At 46.7% G+C, this 19,328-nt stretch carries 13 protein-coding genes and 1 tRNA gene; 7 read left to right on the top strand and 7 right to left on the bottom strand.

The window, feature by feature from the left end:
• Positions 1-218: 218 nt before the first annotated feature.
• The 4 genes from NC994_RS23425 to NC994_RS23440 form a co-directional block, all read right to left on the bottom strand.
• Positions 219-1,694, bottom strand: a complete 1,476-nt coding sequence (locus NC994_RS23425; protein WP_190439555.1) for a glycosyltransferase family 39 protein — start codon at positions 1,692-1,694, stop codon at positions 219-221.
• Between the two features lie 292 nt (positions 1,695-1,986).
• Positions 1,987-4,107 (bottom strand): glycosyltransferase family 39 protein, encoded by a 2,121-nt coding sequence (locus NC994_RS23430; protein WP_199299763.1) that lies wholly within the window; start codon positions 4,105-4,107, stop codon positions 1,987-1,989.
• Between the two features lie 265 nt (positions 4,108-4,372).
• Positions 4,373-6,025, bottom strand: coding sequence for an AarF/ABC1/UbiB kinase family protein (locus tag NC994_RS23435; RefSeq protein ID WP_339380518.1), 1,653 nt, complete (start codon positions 6,023-6,025; stop codon positions 4,373-4,375).
• A 135-nt stretch (positions 6,026-6,160) separates the two neighbouring features.
• Positions 6,161-7,222: a mannose-1-phosphate guanylyltransferase gene (locus NC994_RS23440; RefSeq protein ID WP_190439558.1), complete on the bottom strand. Its 1,062-nt coding sequence runs from the start codon at positions 7,220-7,222 to the stop codon at positions 6,161-6,163.
• Positions 7,223-7,485: 263 nt separating this feature from the next.
• Between NC994_RS23440 and NC994_RS23445 the strand changes: the two genes are divergently transcribed.
• Both NC994_RS23445 and NC994_RS23450 read left to right on the top strand, forming a co-directional pair.
• Positions 7,486-8,925, top strand: a complete 1,440-nt coding sequence (locus NC994_RS23445) for an LCP family protein (protein ID WP_347276240.1) — start codon at positions 7,486-7,488, stop codon at positions 8,923-8,925.
• A 96-nt stretch (positions 8,926-9,021) separates the two neighbouring features.
• Positions 9,022-9,552, top strand: coding sequence for a pentapeptide repeat-containing protein (locus NC994_RS23450; protein WP_190439561.1), 531 nt, complete (start codon positions 9,022-9,024; stop codon positions 9,550-9,552).
• Here NC994_RS23450 and NC994_RS23455 read toward each other — a convergent pair.
• Positions 9,538-10,275 (bottom strand): GDSL-type esterase/lipase family protein, encoded by a 738-nt coding sequence (locus tag NC994_RS23455; RefSeq protein ID WP_190439564.1) that lies wholly within the window; start codon positions 10,273-10,275, stop codon positions 9,538-9,540. The genes NC994_RS23450 and NC994_RS23455 overlap by 15 nt on opposite strands.
• Before the next feature lie 230 nt (positions 10,276-10,505).
• On the opposite strand from NC994_RS23455, the gene NC994_RS23460 reads away from it, so the two are divergent.
• The 5 genes from NC994_RS23460 (at position 10,506) to NC994_RS23480 (ending at position 13,888) form a co-directional block, all read left to right on the top strand.
• A complete protein-coding gene (locus NC994_RS23460; RefSeq protein WP_190416141.1) occupies positions 10,506-10,733 on the top strand; it encodes a DNA-directed RNA polymerase subunit omega in 228 nt (75 codons plus the stop codon).
• A 19-nt stretch (positions 10,734-10,752) separates the two neighbouring features.
• On the top strand, positions 10,753-11,373 hold the full coding sequence (locus NC994_RS23465; protein ID WP_190439567.1) for a hypothetical protein: 621 nt from the start codon (positions 10,753-10,755) through the stop codon (positions 11,371-11,373).
• Between the two features lie 62 nt (positions 11,374-11,435).
• The gene (locus NC994_RS23470) at positions 11,436-11,801 is read left to right on the top strand and encodes a DUF1818 family protein (protein WP_190439570.1); all 366 of its coding nucleotides are present in this window, start codon (positions 11,436-11,438) and stop codon (positions 11,799-11,801) included.
• A gap of 49 nt (positions 11,802-11,850) precedes the next feature.
• A tRNA-Pro gene (locus NC994_RS23475) sits at positions 11,851-11,924 on the top strand.
• A gap of 137 nt (positions 11,925-12,061) precedes the next feature.
• A complete protein-coding gene (locus NC994_RS23480) occupies positions 12,062-13,888 on the top strand; it encodes a fibronectin type III domain-containing protein (protein ID WP_190439572.1) in 1,827 nt (608 codons plus the stop codon).
• Between the two features lie 243 nt (positions 13,889-14,131).
• Here NC994_RS23480 and NC994_RS23485 read toward each other — a convergent pair whose 3' ends face one another.
• Together NC994_RS23485 and NC994_RS23490 are read right to left on the bottom strand one after the other, a co-directional pair.
• Entirely contained in the window at positions 14,132-14,674 is a 543-nt protein-coding gene (locus tag NC994_RS23485; RefSeq protein WP_190439575.1) for a GAF domain-containing protein, read from the bottom strand.
• Positions 14,675-14,833: 159 nt separating this feature from the next.
• Entirely contained in the window at positions 14,834-18,814 is a 3,981-nt protein-coding gene (locus NC994_RS23490) for a PAS domain S-box protein (protein ID WP_190439578.1), read from the bottom strand.
• Positions 18,815-19,328 lie beyond the last annotated feature (514 nt).

Raw genomic sequence — 19,328 nt, forward strand, 5'->3', positions numbered from 1 at the left:
TCCTCCCCAAACTACTCACAAACTCAGCCGACAGAGGTGACAATCAAGCTATGACTAGCAGTAAAAAGATGTAGTAAACTAACCGAGATCAACTTGCAAAATAAGCCAGAGTGGTTTGCGGATGTCTCGCCTTATAGCAAAGTTCCAGTCATTAAATACGGTAGCGCTGCGTTTGGGAATCCACTATCATCTCTTTTCGAGCAACAGTCGCAATTTCCCTAACTGGAAGATTTCTTTAATAAATAATGTTCTACCGTTCCTTTGTCATCTTGATAAGTCTTTGAGTAATTTTCGTCGATGTAAGTGTTGAATTGACTATTACTCTTAAATGTTTCAATCCATCTTGCTAGGACAATTTGTTCGGGACGATACTTTTTCAAAACAGCAATAATATCATCCAAAGTCAAATTTCCCGATTTAAATCGTTTATCTGACATAACGGCAAGTTCTGGAGGAACCGGCAAACCCGCATAAAAAGCGTATATGGGACGATCGGTGAATATCCATTGAGTAGAATCCTTGTGTTTTAAGACTAGATTCATAACTTCAAGACTTTTAGATGGTCTTCCTTTAGGCTTAGCAGGAATCGCAATCATAGAGACAATCAAAAGTGCCGTTGCTAAGAGGGGAAAAATTAGCTTTTTGAAGTTTAGGGATTTTAGATTAAAATTCCACCCTTTTGGAAACAAATTAATGACTAAAGCAACTCCATAGGCGGCTAACCAGCAGATGGGAATCGCCAGTAAAGGATAATAGTGATACCAAACAGGTTTATGCTTGAGGAGAATTAAGCTAATAGTTACCAGCCATGTTAAAGGAAAAATTCCCGCTCTTTGTTTTTTAAATAAAATTACTAAAGTACCGATGAATGCCAAAAATACATAGTCATAGTCTTGATAAAGAAAGTAAGGTAAATTCTCAATGTTATTAAAATTTGTTGATTGACCTTGAACTCTCTCTCCCAGGTGTGCTTGAACTAGCTGTTCATAATTAAAAGCTTGGAAAATTAAGCTAATCCTTAGATAACTAATTGCTAGAACGATTAACCATAAAATCAGGGGAGACAAAACAAAGGACGAAAAAGAGTTTTTTGATTTACTTTCCTCTGGCTCTCGTAGTTTAAAATTTAGTAGATAAAAAAGCATTAAAGGAATTAAAAATACAGTAAATAGTTTTGTTTGTAAGGATAGCGCTAAAACGGCTCCGGATAAAATAATGAAACGTTTACGAGGCTGCTGTTTGTATAGTGTTAGAAAATAAATAGAGAGCATTGCCAGCGATAGAGAGGGAATCCCAATCATCACGGAAATGCTGAGTCTAAGAAATAGCCATGAGGTGAAGAGTAATAGTGTAGCAACAAGAGCAGGTATTTTTCCTAAAGAGAAGCGTATAATTTGATAAAAAGACCAAATTAGAAGTGCTGAAAAGAGTATAACCAACACCCGTGCCGCAAAAACTGAATATCCAAATACATTAAACCAGTAAGATAAAAAGACGGTGAATAGAGGAGGTTGATCGTTCCATATCTGCGTATATAGAGAAAAGCCTTGCGAGTATAAAAGCGCTTTGATTAAATTTAATCCCTCGTCATAATCGAATTCAAAGGCTTGTTGAACTGGTCTGATGGCAAGTACAAAGCCAACATAGAGAAATAGGATGAATATGTGAAAAAAGATATTTTTTAAATGGGTCATGCTTAATAAAAATTTTAAGTTTATAGGCAGCGAAAGCCTAAAGTTGATAATTCATGAGCGGCTCATGGTAAATAAAGAGGATATTTTTAATAACTTTTAAAAAGCTAATTACACTCCGGAACCCCACCCCAACCCTCCCCGTTTACGGGGAGGGAGAAAGGAGAAAGGGAGAAATCCTAGCTGAGGATGGGTTATATAAATTTTCACAAGAGAGATGCTCCCAATTAAATAGCTAGCAGACAAACCTTATGTAGGTTTTTATGTAATAGGTGAAATTAGTCAAGCGTTTATATTATGTATCTGACCTTATTACCTCGACCTCGCCAATGATTGCTTGGGTTCCTGGGGAATTTCCGACCGCATCGCGGACTTCCAATGCTTGTCCGTTGCTAGGCGAATGCCACCCTACCTCAAGACGGTAGTGATTGGCTGGTGTACCGGGTGTAACTGTAAGTTTATGGACATCCCGTAAGACTGTCCCTGAAGTTACTTTATCTGTAAAAAAATAGCCATCCAGCGGACGTGCATCAGAACGGTTTTGCAGGTTTCCTTGCGTGTCGCGCAGACTGATGTTAATGGTCATATCAGGGGGCATCGGTGCTAAAAATTTCCAATAGAATGTCACTACCAGCGCTTCATCGGGCAAGAGTTTAGAAGTATTCAGGTCATAACCGAGCAATTGTACCTGCTTGCCAAAAGACAAAGAAAGCGGAACCTGAATGCGTTCTAAATCCTCCGATAAAGGCACCGGGCCAGGATACACTCGTGCATAGTCAATATCGTGCAATCGTGCCGCATACAACGGTTGCTGAGGGGCAAAGTAAGCGATCGCTTTTGGTTCTGGCAACTGACGCTGGAATTGGTTGTAGTACAATACCACGCGATTCGCTGTCGTCCAAGGCTGGGGATCGGGCAGGATATCTTTTTCGATCGGTAAAGTTTGACCGTGAAAATAGGCGGCAAATGAGGAACTATACCAACTGGCGACTTTGATTTCTTTCGCATTCGGTGACTGGTTCAACCATTTAGCGGCTAAGTCCAGACCCTCGCCTTGACCCATCATAAATATATGTTTGGCAGCACGCGAACCGCCCAGCAAAGGGTTGTAATAGCTTAGGTAATAAGGATAGTAAGGTACAAGGACGATAAGTTGTAATCCGAAAAGCGCGATCGCTGTGGTTACGCCTCGGTTGATTCCCCATTTACCGAAGCGATGCTTCCCGAAGCGACGCCGCAGTGCCTCCGCGCCGCGTCCGACCCAAATCATCATTTCTAGCCAGCCAACCGCAGATAGCAGTGCTAGCACTGGCAAGAAAAGGTTAATGTAACGGTCAATCTTACTGTCGCTGACTGAGAGGATCAGCAGCACGCACAAGGGAATTAAAGCGAGTGCTGTTACTTCCGGCATCTTCTTTTGGTGACGCCGCAGCTTGGGGATTAACAATATCGCTAAAAATGCCAGCAACCCCACTTGCAGCACGGGAGAGAGACGATACGCCAGCACTAGCGGATAAAAAAGTAGTCCCGGCGAATCAGTGATTTGCCCTAAAAAGAAAAGTACGCCTCTGGCTGACTCTTTCAACAGACCTTTATAAATCTGCGCCACAACATAGGAAGGGGACACCCACATCGCAGGCCAAATTAGAACGATTGTCCCTAAAATGCTCAATCCCCACCACCTGAGATCCGCCAACTGCCGCTTCCAACCCCTTTGAGGAAAGCGGGTTCGCCAGATTCCCGACTCAATTAGCACGATCCAGAGGGCAACAGCAGGCAAGATAAATAAAGCTGTCACTTTTGTCGCTGTCGCCAGTCCCATAAATACCCCAGAGGCGACAAGCAAGCGACGGCGATAGCGATCGCGTAGCGGCGCTGATGCGCTTAGCAAATCGCTCCGCAGATACAGTAAAAATAGCAGCAACGCCAAAATACTAAAATCAGCCATGAGCGCGTCAGTCGTGAGGTAGCGCTGATAAGCCAAAAAGAAGGGTTCTAGTAACAGTAGGCTAAGAGAGCATAGGGCGACGGATTGCCCCAATAGCTGCTTTGCAAGTATATAAAAACACACCATACACGCTGAAGCGATCGCACCCTGTAGCAAGCGCGGCAGCACGTAGAAGAGGATGGGGAACTGAACTTGGTTGAAACAGGCATCCAGGTCTAGTGGCTGATTCAGACCTAGCAAACTTGGGAAGTGCTTTTGCAACCGACAATTCGCTAACATACTGCTGCCAATCACCCACATATTGGTGACGCCTGGATGATGACGGCGATAGGTGCCAGTTAAATCTCCCTCCAGCAAGTTCTGTATAAAGGTGCTACCGCGAGTCATCCACAGCACTTCATCAGAATTGATGGGAACGGTAATTGCCAGGATGCGTAGCGTCAGCGACACCAGAAAGATGCCGAGCAAAAGAGGAGAGCCTTTTATTTTGATCAATAGAAGTATGTGACTTTAAATTAATAGCCCATTTTCCGACTTTTAGAGGCTGTTTGTAAACATCGGTTAGCAGATAGCCTTGATAGAGCCGTCCTATATGATTCCGAAAGGCGAAATCCCCGACTTCTTTAAGAAGTCGGGGACTTGAACTCTAAGGATATCGCAACTTAAATAGGCTTGCCCTATTAAGCTTGATTCACTATTTAAAAAGGTTACTTCCCGGACAACAGTAACTCTATCACTTCAAACGCCCAGAACGTAGGATGCTCACAATTAACCACAAACCCAGGAAGCTAGCAGCAGCAAATAGACCATTGCTTAATAAAGATAGCCCCCCTCCTGTTTGAGCATTACTGGAGATAATCGCCGCCCCGATGATTAGGGAACCCACAACAACACTAAAGGAAAGGCGGTTAGCAGAGTTCTCCAAACTGCGACGAAATGGAACGATGTCTGGCATCTTGATATTCCACTTCAACGTTTCAGAAGTGATTCTTTCGAGCAGCAACTCCACTTGGCGGGGAGATTCCAAAGACAAACTTTTAATATCTAAAGCTGTTCTCAGCAAAGCTTGTAACGGGTCATCCCCGAATAATTGACGCCGGAACAAATCGGTCATCAAAGGCTTAATTTCCTCGATGAGATTTAAGTCTGGGTCAAATAAATGCCCTGTTCCCTCTAAATTTGCTAGCGTTTTTGAATATAATCCCATATTGCTAGGCAACCGGATTTTATTGTCGCGGGCGACTTGCAACACTTCATAAAAAACTTGACTCAAATTGATTTGTGACAGACTCAGGTTGTAATACTTTCGCAACAGCTTTTCAAAGTCACTTTCTAACTTTGCTAAATTTGCTGGTTGAGCCGATTCAGCTAATTGCAAAGTCAACTGACTACAGCGACGGGCATCAATATTTGCGATCGCTAACAGCATCTCCGTTAAAATCTGCTGAGTCCGGGGGTCTAGTCGCCCGATCATCCCAAAGTCAAGCAGCGCTACGCGACCATCTCTCAGATAAAAAATATTGCCTGGATGCGGGTCAGCGTGAAAGAAGCCGTCAAGATACAACTGTTGAAAGAAAACGCGACACAGTAGCCGAGTGATGTCTCGCCGCTGGTCGCTGGGGCTTTTACCGTCGTTGATTTGCTCGAAATTTGCCTCTAGCAACGGTACCCCATCTAACCATTCCAGTACCAATAGCTTTTGGGTGGTTAACTGCCAAATAATTTCCGGAATCACCACCTGCTTCGGGTCAAACCAGCGGCTGGTCGATAAATTGCGGCGTAGCTGGTTGGTGAAATTGGCTTCTTGGGTAAAATCAAGCTCAGCCAGCAAAGCATTAGAAAATTCGTTCGCTAAAGCGACAATATCGATATCTGGCCCAATATCGGTGCGAGCAACTAAATCGGCTAAACCTTTAATGATGGAAATATCTTGAGAGATAATCGCATCAATTCCCGGTCGCTGCACCTTCAGAGCCACTTCCCGCCCATCTGCTAAGGTGGCGCGATGCGTCTGAGCAATTGAACCAGCAGCAACCGCCACCGGGTTGATGGTGCTGAAAACCTCCTCCATCGGACGATCCAATTGCTTCCGAATCACCACTTCAACCTCTGACCAAGGCACGGGCGGTACCTCAGATTGAAGCGTTGACAGTTTTTCAATGTAGTCCGCCGAGAGTAAGTCAGGGCGAGTCGAGAGCAGTTGCCCCAGCTTGACATAGACTGGCCCCAAATCCACTAAGATGTTGCGAAGGACGGCGGGAGTCGGCAGCCTCGGTTCATCAGCTTTGCCGCCGGTCAAGAGCCGTCTCATGTAGTCCCAACCGTTGCGGAAGACGACCTCAAGGATTTCTCTTTGGCGAGAAGTGGTTTGGGTTAAGGAAAACACGGGTTTTAAGGGATAGCTAATGGAATCATGGAAGTCTGGCTAATGGGTCTTGAACAATTCGCAATTCGCCATTAGCCATCATCCCTCTTATTAATACTTCATACTTCCAACTTCTGCCTTCCGTTGGAGGGTAGATTACAGCAACTTTTCAAGCTTCGGATCGGTTCGTAGCAACTCAAGAACCTTTTTGATTTCTTGGGTGCGGTCTTTTTTGACAATCAGCGTGACATTGCGATCGCGCACAATCACCACATCCTCCATCCCAATCGTCACGATTACCTCATCCTCACCCTCGGCGTAGAGAATCGCCCCTTGCGTATCCATTCCCACGTGAGTCGCCAGTTCCACGTTTGGTTTGTCCCCTTTCAGCAACCGTTCGATGGCGTTCCAATCTCCCAAATCGTCCCAGCCAAAAGACACTGGCAGCACATAAGCTAGCTGCGTCTTCTCCATCAGCGCATAGTCGATACTCTTCTTCGGCACCTGAGAGTACGCTTCGACACCTTTTTCTTCGAGAAGATCCATCATTTCCGGCGCGTAAGTGCGAAGTTCATCTAGCACGACCCCAGCTTGGAAGATGAACATTCCGCTGTTCCAGCTGAATCGCCCTGTTGCCAGAAACTCCTCCGCCGTCGGGCGGTCGGGTTTTTCCGTGAATCGGCTGACGCGGTAGGTGGGAAACTCCCCAACCTTGCCAGTTTCTTCTCCTTGCTCAATGTAACCGTAGCCCGTAGATGGATAATTCGGCTTAATCCCCAATGTCACAATCGACGGCTGAGTTGCTGCCAAAGTAGCACCGGCTTCCAGCGTTTGTTGAAAAGCCTTCTCGTCTGCAATCCAATGGTCGGCGGGGAAAAAGCCGACAACCGCGTTTTCTCCATACCGCTTGGCAATTTCCAGTGTTGTCCAAGCGACCGCTGGGGCAGTATCGCGCCCCTCTGGTTCTACCAGCAAATTTTCTACGGGTAGCTGGGGCAGTTGTTCTTTCACCCCATCTGCCAGCAAAGCCGAAGTAACGACCCATAGCTTCTCCCAGCCTCCAGCCACAGACAACAGTCGGTCAGCAGTCGCTTGCAGCAAACTCTTGCCGCTGCCATCCAAACTTAAAAACTGCTTAGGTCGGTGCTTGCGGCTGAGGGGCCAGAAGCGTTCCCCTTTACCACCGGCGAGAATTACAGGGATTAGCGATTGATTCATTTTTGGCTTTAGCCTATTGTTTTCGGCTCTATGTTAACCTTGACGCGATCGCGATCGCTGTTTAACCTTTGTGCTTGCTCCCGATCAAACGCCTTGTGCAACTTCTCCCAACTTTCTGTAGAAACCAACCTGTAGAAGCAAGCTTAAGGCACCGCTGCAATGTCATTTCCTTTGGGAGATGGAGAACCTAAAGTTATAATCCACCTTGGAAATAAGTCTCCAGAAAGATACATATAGTCTGCGGTTGTGGTGATGAGGTAAACGTGGAAGAAGGTATCAAACAGTCTCAAACCAGTCCAGACCACGAAATGTCTAAAGGTTCTGGCAATCAGCAGGAACCCCGTACAGATGGCGTTGATGACGATTCCGATACCTCACCCCAATCGCAGACAAGCGATGTGGCAAATGAGGTTTCGCCCCAAAGAAATAGCTTGGGGCGGCGCTTGTTATGGATCGCTGTCTTTCTCATTACAGCAACAGTTTCTGCCACAGTGGGAGCAACTTTAGCACTGATTACCCCTTTGTCGCCGATCGTTGCCTCCCAGACTCCAGGAGAAAAGACCGCGACTGAGGGATGGGGTCGAGGTTTTCAGTACCGTCTGGCGCGACCCGTCAATATCCTGGTTATGGGAATTGACCGCCTCCACAACTCACCAGATAATTCGCCGGATAATTTCACCGGCAACAGCGATACGATGCTGCTGTTACGGTTAGACCCGACTGACCATTCAGTAAAAATGCTTTCCATTCCACGAGATACGCGAGTGGAAATTCCGGGCGTTGGTTTTAACAAGATCAACCAGGCGAATGTCAACGGGGGCGCAGCCTTATCCGCACGAGTTGTCAGCCGTACCCTAAACAATGTCCAGATCGATCGATACGTGCGAGTCACCACCGATGCCTTTCGGGAGTTGGTGGATTTGGTGGGCGGCATTGAGGTATTTGTTCCTCGCCAGATGTCCTATGTAGACGAAACCCAAAAACTCAAAATCGATCTTTCCCCAGGCTGGCAAACTCTCAATGGCGACCAAGCAGAACAGTTTGCGCGGTTCCGGAATGACAAGAACGGCGATATTGGTCGGGTGCAGCGACAGCAAGCCCTTCTCAAGTCGTTGCGGCAGCGTCTGACGAACCCAGCCGTATTGCCTCGCTTGCCTCAACTGATCCGGGTGATGTGGAAGTACGTTGACACGAATCTCAGCTTAGAAGAAACCCTAGCGCTGGCAAATTTTGGCATCAACTTGGAGCAAGATGATTTCAAAATGGTGTTGTTGCCCGGTCGATTCAGCGACCCCCAGGAGTACATTGCCAGCTATTGGATTCTGGATTCCGGGGGGAGAGATCGCATCATGCGCCAATATTTTGGGCAAGAAACGACTCTTGCCTCTGTAGAGGAAAGCCGTTCTCTTAGCACCCTGAGAATCGCAATCCAAAATGCCACCGAGCAGCCTGGTATCGCTTATCGCGTTTCTGAATATCTGGCGGCGAAGGGATTTGTAAATGTTTATGTTGTCAATGATTGGCCCGACCGCGAACGCCAAACCCAAATTATTGTCCAGCAAGGCGATTTAACAAAAGCAGCGGCTTTGAAAAGAGTGCTGGGCGTCGGTCATATTGAAGCGGCTTCTATCGGTGATTTGGAATCTGAGATTACCCTACGAGTGGGTGAAGACTGGCTCGATACAATGAAAAATGTACAATAAAAAATTAAAAAGCTGCCTTATTTTTATCTTTGATTGCAGACGAAGCTGGAGAGCCTTAAAAAGAACAACTTGCTTTTTAAATTTTTGATTAATCCTATGCAACCTTTAACTTCAAAAGCAATTAAAAATTTTGTGGTGCGCGTGCTTAGCGGTATCTTGCTATTAGCTTTGGCATGGCTGTGGGTGATGTTGAGCGCTACTCCTGCTTTTGCTCAGGCAGGGACAATTAATTACACCAATATTAATTTGGAAAATCGGGATTTCTCGAATGCTGATTTAGTTGGTGGTGTATTTGTCGCAGCTGAAATGCGAGGAACAAACTTCCAGGGAGCTGACCTTACCAATGCGATTCTGACCAAGGGCGTGTTATTAAAAGCAAATCTGGAAGGAGCAAACCTGACTGGGGCTTTGGTAGACCGAGTAACGTTGGATGAAGCTAATTTAACCAACGCGATTTTAGCGGAAGCAACGTTGACGCGGACTCGCTTTTACGACACCATCATTACGGGCGCTGATTTTACGGATGCACTAATTGACCGCTACGAAGTGGCTCAGCTCTGTCAGCGAGCAGAAGGTGTGAACCCAGTAACGGGTGTTTCTACGCGGGACAGCTTAGGCTGTCGCTAAACGGTCGTTCGCCAATTGTTGCATAGGCTCCCAGTTGAGGACATCTTGGAGCAATGCCTGATAGCCTGCGACATTTGGGTGGAGTCCGTCTTCGGTAAGATGCGATCGCCACCAATCTTCACCCCGATTCATCCACAGCTCGAAAATATCTAGATAAGGAATCTGTCGCGCCTGACACGCTAACCGCGTTGCTTCTTTATAGCGATATTGATCGCCGTGATTGTAGTAAAAACAGTCGAGAAACGGCATTTTCGCTTCATCTACTGGCACCATCCCCACAAAGAGTACCGGACAGAATCTTTGGGTTAGCGTTGCAGTTGCGCTCTGAGTACATCGCTCCAGCAACAAATCCATTTCTGCTTTGAAAACTTCAAAGTCGGTAAAATTCCGCCCAGTCGGTCGAGCCAACCGAGCCGAATCATTGACCCCGACTGATAGAATAATTGCATCCGGTACGCGATTTCTCAACTCACCCCGATGGCGAAACTCCTGCTCTAACCGCTGTTGCACTTGGCTGATGCCGTCACCCCGGACACCCAAATTGTAGAGAACGTGTCCCGGACTATCCGGCAGCATCCAGCGACGCCGCAGCCGCTCTACCCACCCGCCACCTTCCGGATCGCCGAATCCATAAACAAGACTGTCTCCCAGTGCTACAAGCTTCAGAGGATGGCGATCGCTTTCAGGAAACGGCTTAATCGTAGGAGGGACAAGGGTTTGCATGGACTGTAATCTCGAATTTATTTCCAGAATGATATAGATAGATTGATAAGAATCTACATAATATTAAACGATTCTTTGTCTTGAAAGAAATTCTTCAGTGAATCTCCAGGCGGTGCTAACAGCCACAAAAATTGGGGACTCCTGCTAGACTGAAGGGTGCAAGGTGACAGGAGGGTCGCGCGACTGTGCGCCGCTACTCACGAACAACAATTAACAACTAATCCAACGTGATGCAAAAGCGTTTCAAGTTTGATACTACCGAAGTTTTACTCCGGGCTGAAGAGCTGGTGAGTGCTGCTTCCAATCGCTACCGGATTACCGTTCAAGTAGCGAATCGCGCTAAGCGCCGTCGCTATGAAGACTTTGATAATGTTGACGATCCGATGATGAAGCCAGTGCTGCGAGCGATTCTGGAAATGTCCGATGAGCTAACGCAACCAGAAATTATTGGCGATTAGATAAAAAACAATAAGCAAGATGAAGCGACAAACCAGAAAATTTCCCAAGCGAATGCTACGTTTTGCCGTTGCTTGTCTAACGGCGCTGTTTTTATTTCCTTGGGGAAGCATCTTTGATCCTTCATCCTCGCTTTTTCATCTTTCCGAACAGCCTGCGATCGCCCAGATGTACGGAACTCAGGATGTCTGGCGGCAAGTTTATCAACGCTTACCGGATTTGCCGCTAGAAAATCAATACATCAGCAAGGAAACTGGCAAGCAGGCATCGGAAAATACGCTGGTGGGGCGCATCATCCGGTATCACGTTTATGTAAAGTCACGCCCACCCAATTATCGGCTGGACTGGAAACTGACCTTAGCGGACTATCTGGGCGCAAACGAACTAATCCAGGAGTCGCTATATCCCGGTTATGATACGTTGCAGAAAAATCCCATGCAGAGCGATCGCGCGGTCATTGAACGTCTGAATCGAGCGCAACGAGACGCCTTAGTTCAAGTCCTCGTGAGTCTATTCACTCCCAATTCTCAGCAGCAGGCACCCGTACCTTCTCCCAGCGCTTCACCTCAGCCACAGGCAGCACCCAAACCCAGTGGAGGGCTAGCACTGCCTCAGCCAGGAGATGCTCAGTTACTCAAGTAATGAAAAATTAAAAACTAAAAATGTAAGAAAAGCGCTTTAGTTTTTGATTTTTAATGACTTTTATGGAACGTCTCATCAAAAGTGGAGTTGGCTGGCGCATTGGCTGGAACCCTAACACGAGTGAGTTTAAAGGGTTAGTTGGTGGCGATGATTGGGCGATAGAGCTGACAGAGGCAGAGTTAAATGAGTTTTGTCGCTTGCTGGCACAATTGGCAGAAAGTATGAGCCAGATCGCGACTGAGTTGATGGATGAGGAGAAAATCGCCTGCGAAACCGAAAGCGACTTAATTTGGATGGAAGTAGAGGGCTACCCCCATGCTTACAGCCTTCGTTTCATTCTCCACACGGGACGGCGGGGTGAGGGTAGCTGGAATGAGGCAGCAGTACCGGGTTTGATGCAAGCGGCTCAAATGTTAAAGGTTTTCTGATTGCATCTTGACAGCTTTAAGAAAGCTGATATAGAATATAAGACTGTGCCGGGGTGTAGCGCAGGTTGGTAGCGCGCAGCTTTGGGGTAGCTGAGGTCGTGGGTTCGAATCCCGCCACTCCGATTAGTCCGGCAGAATCCGTTAAGTTGAAAGGGGCGAGTTCTCCTGAGGGAGATAAAATCGCTCCTTACTGTCATAGAAGCTCATGGCTTAGCGTGTAGGGAGCCTGTATCGCGGTTATTGCTGTGGAGCGATCGCTTATGCTCAGACGTTTAACCAGCCGCTCTCTGCTGACGGCAGCTATTTTTCTGGTTGTGACATCGCTTACCCTAATAATTGTCCTATTAACTAAGCAGCCAGTTATGACATCTCAACCCCAGCTGCTAACCGATCCCTTTCTACAACTGCCGACCGAAACAAGCGTGCGAGTTGTGTGGTTTACTGAGTTTGCTGGTGAGCATCGTGTCGCCTACGGTGAGAATCTCGCTCGCAGTGTTGTCGCCAGTACCACCAAACTCAGCCGCACTCGTGAGGATAGTCAATCGCGGGTAGGAAATCAGACTCAAGACGGTCAGATTTACCAGCAGCCGACCAGCCGAGACATCTGGCGGCACGAAGCAGAGGTGACTGGGTTAACTCCTGGCACGCGAGTTTCTTATCGCGTCACCAGCCTGCGGGAAGATGGTACGAGCGTTAGCAGTGAGGTATTCACGCTCGCCCCCAAACCCACACCGGGCACATCACTGAAAATTTTGCTGACTTCCGACCACCAGCTCAAGCCGATGACATCTGCCAATCTTCAGAAGGTCGTTGAGACCGTCGGGCAAGTAGACGCTGTCTTCTTTGTCGGTGACTTAGTCAACATTCCCGACCGTGCCTCCGAGTGGTTTGATGATAATCGGGGGGGTGCCTTCTTTCCTTGCCTCCAAGGTCGCAGCAACTACGAACTTGAACACAATGAACTTGAACACAACGGTGTCAAGACGGTTTATCGGGGTGGACAGATAATTCAAAACGCCCCCATGTTTGCAGCGATTGGCAATCATGAGGTGATGGGACGCTTCTCGATGGAAAGTAGCTTAAACGATCAGTTCGATGACTCCTATCCTCGTTGGGCTGCTCAGAAAATTTATGCACAAAAGGCAGAGGAAAAAAAGGCAGAGCAACTAAACCCCGGTGAGGACACGAAGCGCAATTTGGCGTCTCTTCAACCGTTAAAAGATATTTCTTTTAATACCGATACTTACGAAGAAATTTTTACTTTACCCGAAAGTAGGGAGGGTGGAAAACAATATTATGCCGTCACATTTGGTGATGTGCGGTTGGTGGTGCTTTACGCGACCAATGCGTGGCGTTACTGGGGATTAGAGGAGAAGACAAAGGGAAGATACCGCGAACGAGAACAACACTTAAATAACCCGGAAAAGTGGGGATATGGGCAGCACATCTTTGAGGCAATTGCCAAGGGTAGCGAACAATACACCTGGCTCGAAAAAGAACTGAATAGCCCGGAGTTTAAGCAAGCAAAGTACAAAGTTGTGATGTTTCATCACCCACCACATTCACTGGGGGATAACGTTGTCCCTCCTTATACTGATCCGGTGCAGACGATCGACCGAGATGGGAATGGCAATATTAAATCGGTGCGTTACAAGTACCCTAGAGAAGCAGATTACATTATCCGAGATGTATTACCACTGCTAGAAGCTGCTAATGTGCAGTTAGTATTTTATGGGCACTCGCACCTGTGGAATCGCTTTGTCAGTTCTAGCCGGATGCACTTTTTAGAAACCTCGAATGTCGGCAACTCCTATGGTGCGGCGTTGGGCGAAAAGAAGCGACCTGTACCAGAAGAGTATCAAGAGAATGATATCGTAACGGGCGATCCAAATGGGTTAGAGGCAGTAGTACCAACCATTGCGCCGCTAATGGGTGAAGATGGGAAGCCATTACCGTATGTGGCGAGTAATGAGATTACGGCATTTAGCATCTTCGACACGGGAACGGGTACGGTGAGCAGTTACCGTTTTGATACGCGAAAACTGGACTCAGAGGTGGTAAAGTTTGATGAATTTAAGCTGAAATAGAGAAAATTTACCTGGCGATTTATCGAGTAGGCAATGAGCGCGATCGCTCAATCATTCTAAAAAGTTGTTACCCCACCATTTTGCAAGCATAAATCGGCTAAAATTTTAGGTAAAGCAATCCCCTTTACAGTTACTTTTATAAGAATCCGATATGAGTTTTGAGATGCCAGTGGTTTATATCCCCGATTTCTCGCTCGAAATCGGGGATTTCGCCTTCACGAATCATTGAAGAAATAGCACAACTTAGCTATCTCGGATTGAAGGAGCCGTTGCCAAAGTTTCTGCTGCTTTTTGCATTGCTTCAAGATCCGATGATGTCCAGGTACGAGCATCCTGACAATTATGAGCAACTAGCAATCCCCACAACCGAACAGAATTGAGAATTGGCACCACTAAATTAGCGCGTACCTTCATCGTGCGGAGAAAATCGCGGTGGCAAGGGTTAATCGGTTCTAATTCAATATCTGCGATCGCTCGTACCCTTCCTGCTTGGTACAAGGCAGCATATTCATCATTAAAACAATCATCGGGGCCTGTTGAGCCGAAGATCGAGTATTCTCTAGACCTCAAGGACTCAAACGTAACCTGCCCTTTCCATTGGCGATAAAAGTAATATAAAACGACGCGATCGACTTGAAGCAAATCTCTTAGCTCGTCGGTCGTCTTTTGAACTAAAACATCTCGCTCGATACTATTGGCAAGACGGTTAGCAAATGCTCGCAAACCCGGATCGCTATCTTGTATAGCAGGACTAGAGTCAGAATCTCTGTTGAAGTTACTTTGCACGGGAAGACAAATCCGACTGAGTTATGACAATTGAATGTTTTTTATGATAACGCTATAGTCCAAATAGCATCCACTCTAAAAGCTAAGAGATTGATGCAAACAGCGATCGCTCTTATTTTTTGGGGGTGTGCAATGTCCTATACAGCAGAAATTCACATTTTATACTTCTTGATTCACCAGTAATTGACTTTTTTGCTGCTCAATTGGAATCTCAATTAAGAACTCTGCACCCTGTCCCGGTGCTGAAATACATTTCAGTTGACCGTTATGCTTATCTACAATTTGGTAGCTAATTGACATCCCCAAACCTGTCCCAGAACCGACCGGCTTAGTTGTAAAAAACGGATCGAATAACCGACTGCTGACTTCCTCCGTCATTCCTGGGCCATTGTCAGCAATCTGAATCCTGACTTGATTGGGTTGCACCGTAGAAGTCCGAATCCAAATTGTTGGAGATTCTTCGGGGTTCATCGTTGATGGTTTATTGCCGCGAACGGCGAACGGCGAGCAATGAACTGCTTCGAGGGCATCAATCGCATTCGTCAAAATATTCATAAATACTTGATTAATCTGTCCCGCATAGCATTCAACTTTGGGTAGGTTGCCATATTCTTTGACGATCTGAATACCCGAACGATCCGGTTTAGCTTTCAGACGATTTTGCAGGATTAGCAGCGTGCTATCGATGCCTTCATGAATATCGACAGTCTTCATCTCTGCCTCATCAAGACGAGAGAAGTTTCGTAAACTCAGGACTATTTCGCGGATGCGGTCAGCTCCTACCTTCATAGAAGATAGGATTTTAGGCAGGTCTTCGAGTAGGAAAACCAGGTCGATTTCTTCCGCCTGAGCTTGAATGGCGGCGGGTGGCTGGGGATAGTGTTCCTGGTAGAGCTGAAGCAGGCGTAGTAAATCGAGAGCGTATGCATTAGCGTAAGAGAGATTGCCGGAGATGAAGTTAACGGGATTGTTAATTTCGTGAGCAACCCCCGCAACCAACTGTCCTAAAGAGGACATTTTTTCACTTTGAATCAGTTGAGCTTGAGTTTGCTTCAGTTCGCGCAAGGCGTGTTCAAGCTGAGCAGCTTTGGTTTGGGCAGTGCTGGCGGCATCAAGCTGCTGGTTGTAAAGTTCGGCTTGGTTAATCGCGATCGCTAGCTGGTTGACAACCGCCGAGAGTAATTCCACCTCGCTGTCCGTCCAAGGTTGCACTTGGTTCCGGCGATGACAAGCCAAGGCACCCAGTTCGCCACTCGGTGTCTGTATTGGCAGCGCCAGCGCTGACCGAGTGCCTGCAACGAGTAATGTTTGCGGAATGACTGGATCGTCCGGAGTTTGCACTTCATCCAGGCGGAACATTTCTAAATTCAGCATTTTTTCCTCAAACTTTGGAAAAAATCCCACCGGATAGAAGCCAAGCCAGTTCGCTTCGGTGGAAGTTCTCGCTTCCTTAACAACCTCCCATCCGGGGGGTGAGGAATGGGGGCGATACCAAGCGAAGGTGCATGACTCAATCCCCATCCGCCTTTGGATCGCCCCGACGGCGGTTTCTAGAATCGTATCTAGATCGAGGGTGTTCCGGATCTGGTTAGCTAGACGGTTGAGTAGTTCTTCCTGCTGAGCGAGTTGTCTGAATCGAGTTTCCGATAGTTGCAGAGCGACTTCAGCCTGTTTGCGTTCGGTGATGTCGGTGGAAATGCCGCAAACTGCATAAGGCATACCATTGTCGTCGTAAAGCGGAAACTTCATCGAAATGTAGGTGTGTAAGCCGTCGTCTTGAGGAATCACTTCCTCACTTTCTAAAGGAATCCCTGCCGCAAGTACCTTTTGATCGTTGGTTTGCAATGCCTCAGCGACCTCATAAGGTAAATACTCGTACTCGGTCTTCCCTTTGACTGCCTTTGCATCAACGTTGAGCAAGTTGGCACACTTCCGGTTCATCAAAATATTACGACCTTGAATATCCTTGACGTAGATAGCGGCTGGAGAGTAAGCCAGAATTGCTTGAAGCTGCTGTTCGCTCTCCCTCAGAGCGGCTTCAGCCTGTTTGGCACTTGTGATGTTCCTCGCAGTGCCCGTGGTGCCGAGGATGTTTCCGGCGTCGTCCTTAGATGCGATCGCGTTGAAGCTCATCTGAATTGGCGTTCCATCTTTACGCAGATGCACCGTTTCGTATTGGAAATACGGCTCACCCTCCAGCAGGCGCAGATGTATCTGCCAGTTCTGCTCCACTTGTTCCGGTGGCTGGAAATCGGTGAACAAACGCCCGATCATTTCTTGGGGATCGTATCCATGCATTTGTTTGACCGCAGAGTTCACAAATGTAAATCGCCCCTGTCTATCCACCGACCAAATCAAATCCTGGGAAGTCTCGACCAAATGGCGGTATCTTTGCTCACTCGCCTTCAGCGCCGCCTCTGCCTCTTCCCGGTTGGCAATTTCGCTTTGCAATTGCCCAATGGCAGCTCTTAATTCGCAGGTACGCTCCTCAACGCGGATTTCTAGCTCTTCTTTGGCTTTCTTGAGTGCTTCCTCTGCTTGTTTGCGCTGGGTGATTTCCCGCGCTACCCCAACTAAACCGATAACCTTTCCTTTGGGGTCGCGGTAGACGCTTTTTGTGGAAAGAAATGTCCGGGTAATCCCTGTGGTGAGTATCGTTTCCTCGACAACTTGAGTCACGCCCGTCGTCATGATTTGGCGGTCAGTCTCCATGACTGGATGTGCCAACTCTAGAGGCAGTAACTCGGTATCATCCTTGCCGATAATTTTCCCTTCCGGTCTGCCAAAAACAGCGGCACCCGCCGAGTTGATCATCAAATAGCGACCTTGAAGATCCTTTACATAAATAGCATCGGGGGTGCCTTCAATCACCGCACACACGAGGCTGTAGCTGAATTCCAGTTCTTCTTTGGCTTTTTTCGCAGTTTCCTCGGCTCGCTGGCGCTGGGTGATGTCCGTGTGCGATCCCGCCATCCGAATCGCTTTGCCATTGTCATCTCGCAGCGCTGCTCCCCGCGCTAAAATCCACCGATAAGAGCCATCTTTATGCTGCAAGCGATGCTCTAATTCGTAATTAGAAGCTTGGCTATTCATGAGATAAGCTTGGACGATCGCGATCGCGCGATCGCGGTCATCGGGATGCAATCGTTTTTCCCACTCTTCAATCTGATTGGGCAACTCATGCTCTTCATAGCCCAGCATCTTCTTCCATTGAGGTGAAAAATAGGTCTCGTTGGTTGCTATATCCCAATCCCATAATCCATCTTTAGAACCTTGAACTGCTAAATCAAACCGTTCTCGGCTCTTACGTAACTCTTCTTCAGCAGCTTTCCGTTCGGTAATATCTTCAAAAGTGCAAAGGATGCCGACCACGTTTTCTTCACCATCATGGAGTGGAACTTTGTTACTGTCTATCCAAGACGGTTTACCATCCGCCTTGAGCGTTGATTCAATGCTGTGATATTCTGGCGTGTTTGTTTCCATAATTCGCCGTTCGCTATCCAGCAATAAGCCCGTTTTTTCTGTGAACAACAAATCGTAGTCGGTTTTTCCAACAATATTTTCTGGCTTGCCAACCCCTACTAGCTGTGCAAAATTCCAATTGCACCCCAAATAGACTGAAGTTCTGTCTTTCCAAAAGATAAATTGGGGGATGTTATCCATCACCAATTGCAGCATTTGTTGCGACTTTTGCAGTTGTTCTTCAATGCGTCTGCGCTCAATTATTTCGGTTTCCAGGTTCCGGTTAACTATCTCCAATTGATCTGGGCTAGGCAACGCTAGGGCTTGGGGAATTAAGGGTACTAAGCTGCCTGCTGTATAGACTGATATTCCAGCAGTTAGCGCTTTCATAAAACCAGCTATCCAATAAATGGGATGCCAAAGCGTCCAAACTTCTATTAGATGGGTTGTACCACAAGAAATAATAAAGGTTCCAAATAATAGAAATATCCCTGCGTAGGGTAAATCTTTTCGCTGGTGAACGAAGTAAAAGAGCGTAATAGGAATAGAGTAATAGGCAAGAGCGATTAGCACATCTGATATGATATGCAGCCCTACTAACTCTGGTTTCCACAAGTAACAATGTCCATGTGGAATAAAAGAGTTTGAACCCAAAAAAATCTGCAAAAATTGCAGCATATAGCTCCTACTACGTGTTCCTAATTTTTGCTCAACTTTGTAAATTTGTAGAGTATAAAAACATACAATTAATCTTTACATTTTTTCTCAACGAGAGAAGCTGAGAAGCCAAAATTCTAGAAAATTATGTTTAGTAATTAAAATTTTTAATCCCAGCCCATAGCCACGACAACTGTAATTTTTCTAGAAAACATACTCAATTCGCATAGCGATCGCCGTAATATTACGTATGCCCACTGGAAATGAATATCAATGTTTAACGATTGATAGGTTTTTCTACGCAATTGTTGTGTTGAAAAAGGTCTCTGGCGTCAATGTATAAAATCAATAAATTAAACGGGGGTTCATTTGTCAAGAGAGCGATCGCTGAAAATTAGCTAGAAAATTACCGACAAAATGCTCAATCGGAGTCGCTGCGGCGCTAAAACACTCAAAGCTGGGCTTTCTTGCTATAAAAAGAAGAATCACCTTCCGATAATCATTCTTAGAATGCGGCTAGGAAGGATAATGATTT

This window comes from Trichocoleus sp. AS-A1, from assembly GCF_039962015.1.
Lineage (GTDB): Bacteria > Cyanobacteriota > Cyanobacteriia > Cyanobacteriales > FACHB-T130 > FACHB-T130.

What these genes read in the sequence shown, in the direction of transcription:
- NC994_RS23465 (WP_190439567.1), top strand. Translation starts at nt 10,753, where the DNA reads ATGAAGCGACAAACCAGAAAATTTCCCAAGCGAATGCTACGTTTTGCC.
- NC994_RS23455 (WP_190439564.1), bottom strand. Translation starts at nt 10,275, where the DNA reads ATGCAAACCCTTGTCCCTCCTACGATTAAGCCGTTTCCTGAAAGCGAT.
- NC994_RS23490 (WP_190439578.1), bottom strand. Translation starts at nt 18,814, where the DNA reads ATGCTGCAATTTTTGCAGATTTTTTTGGGTTCAAACTCTTTTATTCCA.
- NC994_RS23480 (WP_190439572.1), top strand. Translation starts at nt 12,062, where the DNA reads ATGCTCAGACGTTTAACCAGCCGCTCTCTGCTGACGGCAGCTATTTTT.
- NC994_RS23470 (WP_190439570.1), top strand. Translation starts at nt 11,436, where the DNA reads ATGGAACGTCTCATCAAAAGTGGAGTTGGCTGGCGCATTGGCTGGAAC.
- NC994_RS23450 (WP_190439561.1), top strand. Translation starts at nt 9,022, where the DNA reads ATGCAACCTTTAACTTCAAAAGCAATTAAAAATTTTGTGGTGCGCGTG.
- NC994_RS23460 (WP_190416141.1), top strand. Translation starts at nt 10,506, where the DNA reads ATGCAAAAGCGTTTCAAGTTTGATACTACCGAAGTTTTACTCCGGGCT.
- NC994_RS23440 (WP_190439558.1), bottom strand. Translation starts at nt 7,222, where the DNA reads ATGAATCAATCGCTAATCCCTGTAATTCTCGCCGGTGGTAAAGGGGAA.
- NC994_RS23425 (WP_190439555.1), bottom strand. Translation starts at nt 1,694, where the DNA reads ATGACCCATTTAAAAAATATCTTTTTTCACATATTCATCCTATTTCTC.